The 12616-nt window shown below is 44.0% G+C and carries 14 protein-coding genes and 1 tRNA gene; 6 read left to right on the top strand and 9 right to left on the bottom strand.

Annotation, left to right across the window (positions count from 1 at the left end):
- Positions 1-6: 6 nt before the first annotated feature.
- Entirely contained in the window at positions 7-1062 is a 1056-nt protein-coding gene (locus WC496_00335) for a DUF933 domain-containing protein (GenBank protein ID MFA5291459.1), read from the bottom strand.
- A gap of 64 nt (positions 1063-1126) precedes the next feature.
- Complete coding sequence (locus tag WC496_00330) at positions 1127-1678, bottom strand: Fe-S-containing hydro-lyase (GenBank protein MFA5291458.1); 552 nt, start codon at positions 1676-1678, stop codon at positions 1127-1129.
- A gap of 112 nt (positions 1679-1790) precedes the next feature.
- Between WC496_00330 and WC496_00325 the strand changes: the two genes are divergently transcribed.
- The 3 genes from WC496_00325 to WC496_00315 all read left to right on the top strand — a co-directional run bounded on the left by WC496_00325 (position 1791) and on the right by WC496_00315 (position 4997).
- Positions 1791-2435, top strand: a complete 645-nt coding sequence (locus tag WC496_00325) for a bifunctional precorrin-2 dehydrogenase/sirohydrochlorin ferrochelatase (GenBank protein MFA5291457.1) — start codon at positions 1791-1793, stop codon at positions 2433-2435.
- Between the two features lie 28 nt (positions 2436-2463).
- Positions 2464-4329, top strand: a complete 1866-nt coding sequence (locus WC496_00320) for a U32 family peptidase (protein MFA5291456.1) — start codon at positions 2464-2466, stop codon at positions 4327-4329.
- Positions 4330-4787: 458 nt separating this feature from the next.
- Positions 4788-4997: a hypothetical protein gene (locus tag WC496_00315; protein ID MFA5291455.1), complete on the top strand. Its 210-nt coding sequence runs from the start codon at positions 4788-4790 to the stop codon at positions 4995-4997.
- 341 nt (positions 4998-5338) lie between these two features.
- On the opposite strand, the gene WC496_00310 is transcribed toward WC496_00315, so the two are convergent.
- The 4 genes from WC496_00310 to WC496_00295 all read right to left on the bottom strand — a co-directional run bounded on the left by WC496_00310 (position 5339) and on the right by WC496_00295 (position 6986).
- Positions 5339-5608, bottom strand: a complete 270-nt coding sequence (locus tag WC496_00310) for a DUF86 domain-containing protein (GenBank protein MFA5291454.1) — start codon at positions 5606-5608, stop codon at positions 5339-5341.
- Positions 5598-5903 carry a nucleotidyltransferase family protein gene (locus WC496_00305; protein ID MFA5291453.1) on the bottom strand — a complete coding sequence of 102 codons (306 nt, stop codon included), beginning with the start codon at positions 5901-5903 and terminating at the stop codon, positions 5598-5600. The genes WC496_00310 and WC496_00305 overlap by 11 nt, the downstream gene beginning before the upstream one ends.
- Positions 5904-6102: 199 nt before the next feature.
- Positions 6103-6432: a 50S ribosomal protein L21 gene (rplU, locus tag WC496_00300; protein MFA5291452.1), complete on the bottom strand. Its 330-nt coding sequence runs from the start codon at positions 6430-6432 to the stop codon at positions 6103-6105.
- 227 nt (positions 6433-6659) lie between these two features.
- Positions 6660-6986, bottom strand: coding sequence for a PilZ domain-containing protein (locus WC496_00295; GenBank protein ID MFA5291451.1), 327 nt, complete (start codon positions 6984-6986; stop codon positions 6660-6662).
- Between the two features lie 350 nt (positions 6987-7336).
- Here WC496_00295 and WC496_00290 point away from each other — a divergent pair.
- Positions 7337-7409: transfer RNA gene (locus WC496_00290), tRNA-Lys, on the top strand.
- 34 nt (positions 7410-7443) lie between these two features.
- Here the strand turns inward: WC496_00290 and WC496_00285 are convergent.
- Positions 7444-8298, bottom strand: coding sequence for an MJ0042-type zinc finger domain-containing protein (locus WC496_00285; GenBank protein MFA5291450.1), 855 nt, complete (start codon positions 8296-8298; stop codon positions 7444-7446).
- 887 nt (positions 8299-9185) lie between these two features.
- Here WC496_00285 and WC496_00280 point away from each other — a divergent pair.
- Both WC496_00280 and WC496_00275 read left to right on the top strand, forming a co-directional pair.
- On the top strand, positions 9186-9944 hold the full coding sequence (locus WC496_00280; GenBank protein ID MFA5291449.1) for a hypothetical protein: 759 nt from the start codon (positions 9186-9188) through the stop codon (positions 9942-9944).
- Positions 9945-9947: 3 nt separating this feature from the next.
- Positions 9948-10646 (top strand): type 1 glutamine amidotransferase, encoded by a 699-nt coding sequence (locus WC496_00275; GenBank protein MFA5291448.1) that lies wholly within the window; start codon positions 9948-9950, stop codon positions 10644-10646.
- Between the two features lie 5 nt (positions 10647-10651).
- Here the strand turns inward: WC496_00275 and WC496_00270 are convergent, their stop codons facing one another.
- Together WC496_00270 and groL are read right to left on the bottom strand one after the other, a co-directional pair.
- A complete protein-coding gene (locus WC496_00270) occupies positions 10652-10918 on the bottom strand; it encodes a hypothetical protein (protein MFA5291447.1) in 267 nt (88 codons plus the stop codon).
- Between the two features lie 58 nt (positions 10919-10976).
- Positions 10977-12602 (bottom strand): chaperonin GroEL, encoded by a 1626-nt coding sequence (groL, locus tag WC496_00265; protein MFA5291446.1) that lies wholly within the window; start codon positions 12600-12602, stop codon positions 10977-10979.
- Positions 12603-12616: the final 14 nt, after the last annotated feature.

Genomic DNA, 12616 nt, shown 5'->3' with positions numbered 1-12616 from the left:
CTCCAGTTAAACATTAAATCTGAAATTCATAATATCGCCGTCCTGAACAACGTATGCTTTTCCTTCGAGACGGACTTTGCCGGCGGCCTTTACCGCTTTCTCATCGCCGAACTGCTTTAAATCGGCAAAGCTGATTGTCTCGGCCCTGATAAAGCCGCGTTTTATATCGCTGTGAATCTTGCCGGCCGCATCGAGTGCGGTTGTGCCTGCCATTATCGGCCAGGCCCTTGTCTCGTCCGGACCGACCGTGAAAAAGTTAATCAGTCCGAGAGCCGAATAACAGCTCCTGACAAATTTATGCGCAGCCGATTCTGACAGACCCAAATCCTTTATAAATTCAGCCCTGCTTTCCGGGTCGAGCTGACTTATTTCATATTCAATCTCGGCACAAACACTGATTACCGGAACTGTCGAATCGATAACGCCGGCAGTGTCAAAAGCCTGTGCGGGATTGCTTTCTGCGGTATTAAAAACAAGTACTATCGGTTTTAATGTCAGAAAACCGAGCGGTTTTACAATCTCAAGTTCAAGGTCGTTTCCTATCGCGGTCTTTAATGGTTTTTCAGCCTCGATTGTCTGACGCAGTTTCAATTGAATCTCGAGTTCGGCTTTCTGTTTCGGCTGTTCTTTCGAGGGTTTATTGACCTGCTTTTCGAGTTTTTCAATTCTTGTCTCGACAAGTTCAAGGTCGGCAAGAAGAATTTCAGTCATCAATTCTGAAAGTTCCTTCAAAGGCTCGGCCTTGATTCCTGCATTGTCAAACGCTCTTATAACCAGCACGAGCAGCTCACTTGTCCGCGCATTACCCAATAATTTTCTCGCTGCCGCCCTTGAGTGGTCGTCTGCAAAAGACAGGCCCGGCAAATCAATACAATCTATTGTCGCAGGAACATTTTTTTTTGGTTTGTACAAATTAAAAAGCCAGTCAAGCCTTTCGTCCGGCACCTTGGCGATTAATTCCTCGATTTGCGATGCGCCAGCCTGGCCCATCTTTCTGCCGCTGACCGCGGCAAGCAGTGTGCTTTTGCCTGAACTTGTTATACCAAGAAATGCTGATTTCATTCCATAACCTTTTTTTAACCACAAAGGCACGAAGACACTAAGTTTTTATTTATATATTATTTTCTTAGTGACTTTGTGTCTTAGTGGCTCCTTTCATTTTAAAAACAGTATTACCGAAACAATCATACGCTACAATCGCGGGAAAATCCTTAATTTCAAGTTTTCTAATCGCTTCGGTGCCCAATTCTTCATACGCGACAACTTCAGCGGAAACTATATATTGACTTAAAAGCGCCCCTGCCCCGCCCAGTGCCGCAAAATGAACTGCGCAATTTTTTTTCAGCGATTCCCTTACCGCCTCGCCGCGATAACCTTTGCCAATCATACCTTTCAGGCCTGCCGCCAGCAGTATCGGAGAAAAATTATCCATCCTTGCTGATGTCGTGGGGCCGGCCGAACCGATTGCCCTTCCGGGGCGTGCGGGCGTTGGCCCGACAAAATAAATCACAGAACCCTGAAGCGGTATCGGAAGTTTTTTGCCCTGTTCAATAAGTTCACAAAGCCGTTTATGAGCCGCGTCGCGGGCAGTGTAAACAATGCCGCTTACAGCGACTTCATCGCCGGCTTTTAAGGAACGAACGATTTCATCTGTTAAAGGTGTTGTTATTTTTTTCATAGAATTCCACGTCAAAATGGACTAATGAGCTTATTTTACACAAAAACCCTATTTTTGCACGTTAAATAATTCGTTGCTGTAAGTCGAAAAAGATGCTATTATATGTGCCGCTATGAAATACCCCATTTTTTTAAACCTGAAATCGAAGCGCGCAGTGGTTATAGGCGGAGGTGCCGTCGCCGCAAGGAAAGTCCTCGGACTCCTGCAGGCCCAGGCCCGCGTGGTTGTCGTCGCTGAAAATATCGACGATACGCTCGAAACAAGATGTAAAAGCACAAATACCGAATTTGTGGAAGCAAAATATTCAAAAGATTATCTCGTCGGCGCAACAATCGTATTCGCCGCGACCAACAGCAGGAAACTAAACGAACAGATTTACAACGACTGCCAGCAGCTTGAGATATTCTGCAACGTGGCCGACGACCCGGAGCTTTGCGATTTCTTCGTTCCCGCAGTGGTCAGAAGAGATGATTTGCAGATTGCCATCTGCACCGAAGGCGATTTCCCCGCTTACGCAGGTCATATAAGAAAAAAGCTCGAGGATATTTTCACGGAAAAACACGGCGAATTTCTGACGGAACTCGAATCCATCAGAAAATATGTTATGGAAACAATGCCCGATTCGGCCCGGCGCAAGGCGCTGCTTGGCGAACTTGCCGGCGATACATCGTTCGAATATTTTACCGATAACGGCCCTGCCGGCTGGCGCAACAACGCCGAAGAAATGATAAAGTCTCATACTGTAAAGGCACAATAGCTGCGCGTTTCAATCCGATGCAATCCAAATGACAACAAGAAAAATAGAATTATTAGCTCCTGCAAAAGACGCTTCAACCGCGATAGCGGCGATTCAATGCGGCGCAGACGCCGTCTATATCGGCGCTGAACGATTCGGCGCACGCCAGGCGGCAGGAAATACAATCGCGGATATACAGAAAGTCGCCGATTTCGCGCACCAGTTTTACGCGAAAGTTTATGTAACGCTTAATATCCTGCTGTACGACGATGAACTGCCGGTCGCGGAAAAGATGATTCATCAACTATACAAAGCCGGAGTTGATGGCTTGATTATTCAGGATACCGGCCTGCTCGAACTTGATTTGCCGCCGATTCCCATCATTGCCAGTACGCAGATGAATAACAGCACTGCCGAACGAGTCAAATTTCTGCAGGATGTCGGGTTCAGCCGGGCGATTTTAGCTCGCGAATTAACGCTCGATGAGATTAAGCAGATTCGCAGCCAAACATCTATCGAGCTGGAATGTTTCGTTCACGGTTCACTTTGCGTCAGCGCAAGCGGACAGTGCTATATGAGCCACGCTATCGGCAGACGAAGCGGCAACCGCGGACAATGCGCCCAGCCGTGCAGAAGACTGTACCGTCTTAAAGACACGACCGGCAAAATAATTGTCGAAGACCGATACCTGCTGTCGCTGAAAGACCTCAATCTTTCCGAACATCTGGAGGAACTGATTGACGCCGGGGTCAACGCATTTAAAATCGAAGGCCGGCTCAAAGATATTCCTTATGTCGTCAACGCCGTAAGTTTCTACCGCCAGAAATTAGACGCAATCCTCGAAAAGAAAAAGCTTCAGAAAAACTCCTCAGGCTCGGTGCGATTCGATTTCGAGCCTAACCTGGAGAAAACTTTCAATCGCGGCTTTACCGATTACGGCCTTGCGGGTAAAAGTTCGAAACTCGGCTCGATTGACACACCCAAATCCGTCGGCGAATTCATAGGCACCGTGAAAAAAATTGAAAAAACATTTTTTATTATCGACAGTCGTCAGGAATTGCACAACGGCGACGGCATTTGCTTTTTCGACTATAAGCAGAATTTGTCCGGAACGACAGTTAACGGCGTCGAAGGCAATAAGGTATATCCGCAAAAAGTGAATGAGATTCACGCCGGGCAGAAAATCTATCGCAATTTCGACCACCAGTTTGCCGACAAACTTATGGCCTGCCCTGCGGAACGAAAAATCAAACTATCCATAACAGTACAGGAAACGCAAGCCGGACTGGTTATAACCGGCACGGATGAAGACGGAAACACCGCGCAAACAGAAATCGCCGGCGAGAAAAAACCGGCCGTGAAGAAAGAAACTGCTAAAGAGGCCTTTCATAATCAATTGACCCGGCTTGGAAATACTATTTTCGAATGTTCCGACCTGAAAATTGAAACGCAGGATATGTATTTTGTGCCTGCTTCTCAGTTAAACGAGGCCCGGCGGCAGCTTGTCGAGAATTTATTAAAAGAACGCCAAAAAAATCGCCCGCGTCAGATTATAAACATCTCTAAGAACAGCGTTCCTTTTTATCAAAAGCATTTAAGTTTTACCGGCAATGCGCTGAACTCAAAGGCTCAGGCTTTTTATTATCGCCATGGCGTTGAGACCATCGAACTTGCCGCCGAAGCCGGCCTGAATATGATGGGGCAAAAAGTTATGACGACAAAATATTGTCTCAGGAAAGAGCTGAATCTTTGTCAGCATACCGGCGGCAGTACAAATGCTGAGCCATTAATTTTACAGGATGAGGACGGCAGGGAATATGAAGTCAAATTTCTATGCGAAAACTCTGCTTCGCCAGACGGTACAGCGCTTCGCAGAGCAGGCTGCGGTATGGAAATTTATTTAGGTGAAAAATAAGCCACAGAGAACACAGAGACCACAGAGAAAATTGTTTTATTTTTTAGACCCCGATGAGATAGCCGAAGCGGCATCTCACAGGGTGGGCACGGATTACTTGTCGGACGCAGCTTTAGCAAAGTCGGAACACCGATTTACACCGTAATATAAATTTTTCATTTTTTTCTTACTTCTCTATTTCCTTATTTCTTATGGCCTTATGCACTTTTTACTTTTGCTCTCATTTTCCCCTTGACACTTTTACCCCACCCCCTATACTGGATAGAGAAAATCGAGATAAAATATAGAGGTCTTTTTTATGAGGAAGAGGAAATGAAACATTCCATCGATTCATCTTAATTGCACTGTAGAATTTTTTTGCGCCTTTGCTTAGCCGTCGCCGGTACAGCAATGGTTTATTTGTCATTCCTGTGAAAACTGGAATCCACATTTAACAATTTTTTTGAAGGGAGAAGAAAATGAAAAAGGTTGTTTGTGTTTTTATTGTTTTTCTATGTATTGCCTCTGTATGTATAGCTACACCGATGCAATGGACTATCTCCAGTGGTGGAAATAATCACTATTACGAAGCAATAAATGTCACTGAAGGTATAAATTGGATTGATGCTGATATCGCAGCAGACAATAAAGAACCACCAGTTAAAACTGGTGGTTCTTTATTGGCCTGAGAAGTGGAATGATATTCCCATGGATAAAATTCAGCCTGGATATGTTGTTGAATATGAAATTCCCGAACCGGCAACTTTGATTTTATTTTCTCTCGGCGGATTTGTTTTGAGAAGAAAAAAATAACAGTGTAAATCGGTGTTAATCCGTGTCTAAAAAAAGCGGTGTTAATCAGCGTCGATTTAGTGGATTGATTTTACGAAGATTTGGAAAATAATTTTTTCAGCAAATACAAAAAGGGCGAGAATAAACTCGCCCTTTTATATGTTTCATATAAAAGCTATTCTTCCAAAACTTTCAGGATAACTATTTTTAATTTAGGCAGGTTATTTTGACAAGTTGATCACACTACTTCGGTATTTACGCCGAAATATTCGTGGATGAGATGATTTCTCATCGCAACAATTTTCCGCCATTGGACACTGCTGTGCTTTTTACGAAATGATTCGCTCAGATGTCCTGCTGCTTCGCCGATTATCTCAAGTTCCCGCACAATAGCGGCCACCATCATATCATTTAAGATGAAATCATCATAAGTCGTGTCTTCGATATAGGAATCTGCTCTGTCAATCGCATCAATAATATGCCGCAGATAGATTTTATCATCCTTCATAAACATACTCCGCATCAGCAAGAACCTTGTCCCTGAAGTACTTGCTGATTGCCTGCGGCGTAAGCAAATCTATATGAATCCCCACATTAGCCTCGAGCGATTCCTGTATGTCAAATAACTCGAAGAAGCCTATTCCTGATTTTGGCACAAGCTCTATAAGCACGTCAAGGTCGCTGTCCTTTTTGGCGGTCCCCCTGGCATAAGAGCCGAAAATAGCAAGTGATTTTATAGTCTCACGATGCGGACAATTTTTTAGCGCTTCAGCCAGTTTTTCTTTTATTTCAGCCTTTCCCATGCCTGACTATTATAAACCTTAAATTATGCTCGTCAACTGCTCATTTTACGATGATAATTCTCTTGTTGACTCTCTGCGGCTTGGTTTTGCGAAAATTTGGTAGATAATTTAAAACTTTGCTAATGCAAAAAAGGTCGAGTATCAAACTCGCCCTTTTGTTTTTTTAATAAAATCAGTGTAATCAGCGATTAAAAAATAATTAAGCTTTAATCTTCTCTATTGTCAGTTCCATATATTTCTGACGATGGCCGATACGTCTTTTACTTGCTTTACGCCTTGTAAAATTGGTCGGATATAATTTTTTGCCTTTTACAATCGAATCGCCGGCGGTATCGGCAAACCTGCCTGTAACCTTGGCGCCCTCGACATACGGTGCACCTATCTTTGCGTCCTTACCTTCACCTACGAGCAGCACTTTGTCTATTTCTATTGTCTTTGCATCGGGAGCAATATCCGTAAGTTCTATCTTAATTACATCGCCCTGCTGAACCCTATATTGCTTACCGCCCTGTTCTATTACTGCGTACATCTAATTATCTCCGGTATTTATGAAACTTTAACCAAAATTGAAGGGGCGTATTATAGAAACTTAGGGTATCTATGTAAAGCAAATTCTTATCTGAAATAAGAGATAGGTAATCCTTTTAATAAAAAGGATTTACAGCAATTAAGCGGTTCCGGGCCGCAAAGGGCTGACGATTTACACCGATAAATCAGCCCACGGTCAGAATAAGCGGGAATATACAGTTTCGCCGATTAGGCAAACTGAACAGCTACGCCGATTGTGGCGTCGCTTGTGATTGACTCGCGCTGTACCCTTATAACCTTTCCGGTCTTTATCCGGGCGAACTGTCCTTTTTTCTGTGCAAGGCTCATTGTACGCGGGAAATTGATTTCCACAACGTGTCCCGGCCTTACAGGTGCCGCCATCGGCAGAGACAGCAAAACGCCGCCTTTTGCCACATTAACGGTTTTGCCGTTGAAGAACCTGTTTGCATCGGGCAGCCAAAGGCTTACCGGCCAGCTAAGTTGAGTACGATTAAACCTGCGATTCTCTACTACTGTCTCTAACGTCTGTGTCATAATATCAACTCCCTTTGTTAAAATAACTCGCCGTGATGCGATTTAGTCACAACATGTTGGTCCAACCAACTATTATTTTATCGACAATGTTAAAATAGATAAAATAGAATATTTGGATAAAATAACCAATCTCGTGAAAATTTTTTAAAATTCGGATTTTCAAGATTTAAGGGGGATTTTTATCGGATGTTTTTGTAAAAAAAATTCTGCCAAATTAAAGGATAATAAAAGTCTGATATAGTATTGATGTAAAAATGCTGATTTTTGGCTGTATTTTCAAGGGTTTATTAAGGCTGCGGTTAATCCTCTTGCAATATTTGGCTAATGAATATAAAGTATCGCCTTTTGCAGGGCGATTAGCTCAGTTGGTAGAGCAGCTGATTCTTAATCAGCGGGTCACTGGTTCGAGTCCAGTATCGCCCATTTTTCCTTCACTGTTTTTGTCGCTTCTTTCAGGTTACTTGCTTTTTGCTAATTCACCCGTCAAGGCGTTTAGCACGTCGCATGTCTTTATCGAAACCAATATGTACGTGATGAAATGCACCATTGACGCCGCGGCAATAAAAAAGAATAGCGCCCACGCGGCCTGAGTATAATGAGTAAAAGCGCCATATATACGGCCGACAACTACAAATACGCAAAGCATAGGAACCGTTACGACAATCGCGGTTAATATCGACGAAAACGCATATATTACAAACAGCATCACCGGCAGTTCCTTAATCTTTATCGAACGCCCCTGAATAAAGTCGTTGTAATCTTCCGCAAATCCGATGAGCATGCTCAACATCCAGTAAATATTAAAACCAGGAATGAACAAAAACAGGATTGCTTTGACGGGAGAGACGGACACATACTCATCCTGGATAACGGCCCACATTCTGTAATATAATACCAATTCAATTACAACACCAAGTATGAGGAAAACATCCGCAGCGGCGAAAGTTTGTATCAAAGTCGAACGTGCTTCTTTTCGTATTGCCATCATTAAACCCAAAACGCCCAATACCCCCGCGATAATCCGCACGATTGCCCAGCCATATACAAACACTGTTTTTGAAAACGCTGTTTTTGATGCCGGCTTTGGTTCAGGTTTTTCCTTATTTATCGGCGGTACTGCTGCCGGTGCTTCTGTTTTAACGGGGGGTTCTACAGGCTTGGTACTCTTTGAGGAAGCTTCAACGGCCGTGGGCGGCTCTGCAAATGCCTCGATAATAAAGGGGTTAGAACATTTGGGACATTTGGCTTGTTTGCCAATGCTTGTCTCGCTGACGCTGAATTTTGACTTACAATTCGGACATTGCGTTTTCATAGCATAAGCCTTTTATTTTAAACTTCTCTGCCGGTAAATTCTTTCCTGGTTAGATTTCAAAGCCGGTAATTATTTTACCACACAAACCAGTATATTAAAAACCTGTTTTTTCCTGATTTTCAGCAGGGAAGAATTGGGTATTTTGACAAAATATGCACCGAATTATGCAATCCTGACTTTTACTGTTTTGGGTAAGTCCTTTAGCGGTTTTTTAGGCAGCTAAATTTGCGCAAAAGAAATGGAGCTGCCTCCTCCTGGCCAGCTCCATAGAACGCAATATTTAAACAGGTCCCTAATTTTTATATTTTTGGTCCTGGTTGCGCTTAGAGGCGGGCTTTTCTAACTTCTCCTCCTCCAGGAATCGAAGCCGAGCCCACCCTGCAAAGTATAAAGTATCTATATACTAAGCAAAGCCTGTGCCAGAATTTTACCAATTAGATGGACCGATAACTTTATTTCCACAACACTCGATTATAGAAAAAGTTAACACAATAAAGGTCATATTAATAGATGACAAGTCTGTGATAAACTTTATCACGGCGTTGTGTTTTGACATCATATAAATCTATTACAGTATTAAATTTAATGTTTTTATAGGTGCTAAAGCTTTGGGAAATATAAATCTTAAAAAATGTTTAAAAAAAACAACATAGTTTTCCTTAAAAAACCACCTTTTCGGGTTTATGATACAAACCAAATAAGAATAATCCTGTTTGACACAAACCTGCTGTCACTTCCCTATATTGCCATATTGTCAGTCCTCAAGCTCAACCTTAACCTTAAAGAAGAAAACGCAGAATCACTGGAATTAACACCAGTCAATGAAAAATCTTGCTAAACCGTTCTTAAACAATATAACCAATATCTCAGAAATTTGATGGAGTTAAATGAAAAAGCGTTTAATTATTTTATCCGGTCCGAGCTGTGTCGGCAAAAGTCCACTGACCGCGGCGGTGAGAAAATTCCGGCCGGAAATAAAATTCATACAGGTCGCTGTAATAAAAAGCAAAGAGTCCCGCTACGACAAGCCCCGTCCCGATGAGCTTGTCGTCTGGAACAATCCCGAGTGTTGGCGGACAATGACGGAAATTGAAACACTAAAAAATAATCCGCGTTTCGTCGTTGATTACTGCCACGGATTCGCCCAGGTTATCGATCTCGATAAAATCATCAATGCCCCGACCGAAGCGGTGCTGATGGAATCATATTACACGATGGCACAAAAAATTATAAAATCCGCCTATCTTGCCGGCGTTGAAATCAAAAGGGTTTTTTTGTCGCCGCTGAGCTGCGAAGAAATACCGGCTTTTAATGATGTCCCATACGCAGTTAGAGCGCTGATGATGTTCAAGCAGTATCAAAGAGCCGAATTTCACGGCAGGACGATTGACCGCCTCTGGCTTGCCGATATGCGGCAGCGAATCGGCGACGCAATAAATGAAATTAAGGTCGCCTGCGATTACGATTATGTGATTGTTAATCACAGCGGCGAAGGCTCGGCCGACTGGCGAAGAAATAAGGACGGGACATTTTTCGATAAACCATGTAACGATGCGGGACAGGCGACAGATTGCCTGGCTGATATTCTTGCCGGCAAAATCCCGACAAATGCAGAGCACTGGCACCGTGATTTAATAAAGGAATAAATTATGAAAGTACACTGGTTTCAACACCTGCCATTCGAAGGGCTTGGAAGTATGGGAGAATACTTTCGGCAGAAAAATATTCCATCGACATCTACACATTTTTATCTCAATCAGCCTTTGCCGGATATTAATAGTTTCGACTGGCTCATAATTATGGGCGGAGCGATGAGCGCAAACGATGACGCCGAATTCGGCTGGCTGACGGGCGAAAAACAATTTATCAAAAAAGCAATCGACTCCGGTAAAGTCGTTATCGGGGTTTGCCTCGGCGCGCAGTTAATAGCGGCAAGTCTCGGCGCAAAGGTCTATAAAAATAAATATAAGGAAATAGGCTGGTTCGATTTGATACCGACAAAAAACGCTAAAAATACTATCCTGACGGATTGTTTCGCCTGGCGAATGGATGCGTTTCACTGGCACGGCGACACTTTCGATTTGCCGGCTGGTGCGGTTCGCCTCGCTTCAAGCGAGGCCACAAAAAATCAGGGTTTTATAATTGATAATCGGGTTGTCGGCTTCCAGTTCCATCTGGAAACAACGCTTAACTCGGCAAAAGATTTGATTGATAACTTTTCAAACGAGCTAAACGGTGACAAATATGTTCAAGGCGAAAAGGAGATGCTGTCTGATACATCACGTTTCGATAAAATTAATAAAGTGATGAGTTCTATTTTAGACAAACTTCAAAAGGCTAATATCTGATTATATTATTCGATACGGATTTTGACATTGTCGCTTCTGCCGTCATTGTCCTTTTCCCCCGATCCCATTGTGCCGAAAAATATTCTGAGAGCATTAAAACAACATCCGGCACCGGCAATCATAAAAATCGCCGCGGCTATGATCGCGAGAACTTCCTTAAAAATCCAGACCAGTATTCCGAAGCCGATGAGCAAAAGGCCGGTAATAAAAAGACCTTTTGCAAATCCTCTTGAAACCTGATTGAACGAACTCGAATAAAAGTTAAAAAACATTTTATTCCTTTCCTAAAAGGAAAAGGGCAGGTTTTTCAGGCCTGCCCTTCGATTTTTGTTAGTACATTCCGCCGCCGTGCGGTGGCATTGGAGGAGCTTCCTTCTTTTCAGGAATTTCACTCACAATGGCATCGGTTGTCAGCAGCAGTGAAGCGATTGAAGCTCCATTCTGCAGAGCAATGCGTTCTACTTTTGTCGGAACGATGACGCCGAAATCAATCATATTGCCGTATTCTTTTCTCATCGCGTCATAACCGAAGTTCACATCGCTGCTTTCCATAACTTTCTGGGCGACGATTGAACCGTCAAGTCCTGCGTTTAACGCAATCTGCTTGATTGGGGCAACGATTGCTCTCTTTACGATGTCAACGCCGATTCTCTCGTCGTCTTTTGCCTTTAGCTTATCGAGAGCTTTCAATGTCCGCAGCATAGCGACTCCGCCGCCGGGCAGAATACCTTCCTCGACAGCCGCCCTGCAAGCGTGGAGAGCGTCTTCAACGCGGGCTTTTTTCTCTTTCATTTCCGCTTCGGTCGCGGCGCCTACGTTAATCTGTGCGACTCCGCCTGAAAGTTTCGCAAGTCTTTCCTGAAGTTTTTCGATATCGTAATCACTTGTAGTGGATTCGATTTCCTTTTTAATCTGTTCGATTCTGCCTTTGATAGCTTCGGTGCTGCCTGCGCCTTCGACAATCGTTGTGTTTTCCTTGTCGATTGTAACGCGTTTGGCCTGACCGAGCTGGGCCAGTTCAACATGCTCGATATCAATGCCGAGGTCTTCAAACACAGGCTCGCCGCCGGTCAATATGCCGATGTCGCCGAGCATAGCTTTTCTTCTGTCGCCGAATCCCGGTGCTTTTACCGCTGCGCACTGCAGAACGCCGCGAAGTTTATTTACAACCAAAGTCGCAAGAGCTTCGCCTTCGAGGTCTTCAGCGATAATCAAAAGAGGCCTGCCGGCTTTGGCGATTTTTTCAAGCAGCGGAACAAGCGATTTGATAGAGCTGATTTTCTTTTCGTGAATGAGAATGTAAGGTTTTTCGAGTACGCAGGCCATATCATCGTAGTTATTGATAAAGTGCGGACTGATGTATCCTTTGTCAAACTGCATACCTTCGACAAGCTCGACAACGGTTTCAAGGCTCTGGCCTTCCTCGACAGTGATAACGCCGTCTTTGCCGACCTTATCCATTGCCTGAGCCATTGTCTTGCCGATTTCAGCGTCCTGATTTGCCGAGCATGTAGCGACCTGTTCGATTTGCTTACTCGATTCGATTTTTGTGCTCATTTTTTTGAGCTCGTCGATAATTTTCTCAACGGCCATATCAATGCCGCGTTTTACTTGCATCGGGTTTGCACCGGCGGTAATATTCTTAAGGCCTTCCTCGAAAATAGCCTCGGCAAGAATTGTCGCCGTGGTTGTGCCGTCGCCTGCGACTGTGCTTGTCTTGCTTGCGACTTCCTTGACCATCTGGGCGCCCATATTCTCATAAGAATCTTCGAGTTCGATTTCCTTGGCGACCGAAACGCCGTCTTTTGTAACGGTCGGCGAACCGAACGATTTTTCAAGAACGACATTCCTGCCGCACGGACCCAGCGTAACCTTTACCGCCTGGGCGAGCTTCTTAATGCCCTGACGGATTGCTTCGCGAGCCTCGGTATTGTATGCGATTTTTTTTGCTGCCATTTTACAAACTCCTA

Source organism: Phycisphaerae bacterium (assembly GCA_041652575.1).
Taxonomy (GTDB): Bacteria; Planctomycetota; Phycisphaerae; order Sedimentisphaerales; family UBA12454; genus UBA12454.
The sequence above is the reverse complement of the archived record's forward strand: the minus strand, read 5'-3'. Positions and strand labels throughout refer to the sequence as shown.

Bases quoted from the DNA above. Each gene is read 5' to 3' on its own strand.
- WC496_00280 (MFA5291449.1), top strand. From the start codon at position 9,186: ATGAAAAAGCGTTTAATTATTTTATCCGGTCCGAGCTGTGTCGGCAAA.
- WC496_00315 (MFA5291455.1), top strand. From the start codon at position 4,788: ATGAAAAAGGTTGTTTGTGTTTTTATTGTTTTTCTATGTATTGCCTCT.
- WC496_00330 (MFA5291458.1), bottom strand. From the start codon at position 1,678: ATGAAAAAAATAACAACACCTTTAACAGATGAAATCGTTCGTTCCTTA.
- rplU (MFA5291452.1), bottom strand. From the start codon at position 6,432: ATGTACGCAGTAATAGAACAGGGCGGTAAGCAATATAGGGTTCAGCAG.
- WC496_00335 (MFA5291459.1), bottom strand. From the start codon at position 1,062: ATGAAATCAGCATTTCTTGGTATAACAAGTTCAGGCAAAAGCACACTG.
- WC496_00285 (MFA5291450.1), bottom strand. From the start codon at position 8,298: ATGAAAACGCAATGTCCGAATTGTAAGTCAAAATTCAGCGTCAGCGAG.
- WC496_00320 (MFA5291456.1), top strand. From the start codon at position 2,464: ATGACAACAAGAAAAATAGAATTATTAGCTCCTGCAAAAGACGCTTCA.
- groL (MFA5291446.1), bottom strand. From the start codon at position 12,602: ATGGCAGCAAAAAAAATCGCATACAATACCGAGGCTCGCGAAGCAATC.
- WC496_00275 (MFA5291448.1), top strand. From the start codon at position 9,948: ATGAAAGTACACTGGTTTCAACACCTGCCATTCGAAGGGCTTGGAAGT.
- WC496_00325 (MFA5291457.1), top strand. From the start codon at position 1,791: ATGAAATACCCCATTTTTTTAAACCTGAAATCGAAGCGCGCAGTGGTT.
- WC496_00295 (MFA5291451.1), bottom strand. From the start codon at position 6,986: ATGACACAGACGTTAGAGACAGTAGTAGAGAATCGCAGGTTTAATCGT.
- WC496_00270 (MFA5291447.1), bottom strand. From the start codon at position 10,918: ATGTTTTTTAACTTTTATTCGAGTTCGTTCAATCAGGTTTCAAGAGGA.
- WC496_00305 (MFA5291453.1), bottom strand. From the start codon at position 5,903: ATGGGAAAGGCTGAAATAAAAGAAAAACTGGCTGAAGCGCTAAAAAAT.
- WC496_00310 (MFA5291454.1), bottom strand. From the start codon at position 5,608: ATGAAGGATGATAAAATCTATCTGCGGCATATTATTGATGCGATTGAC.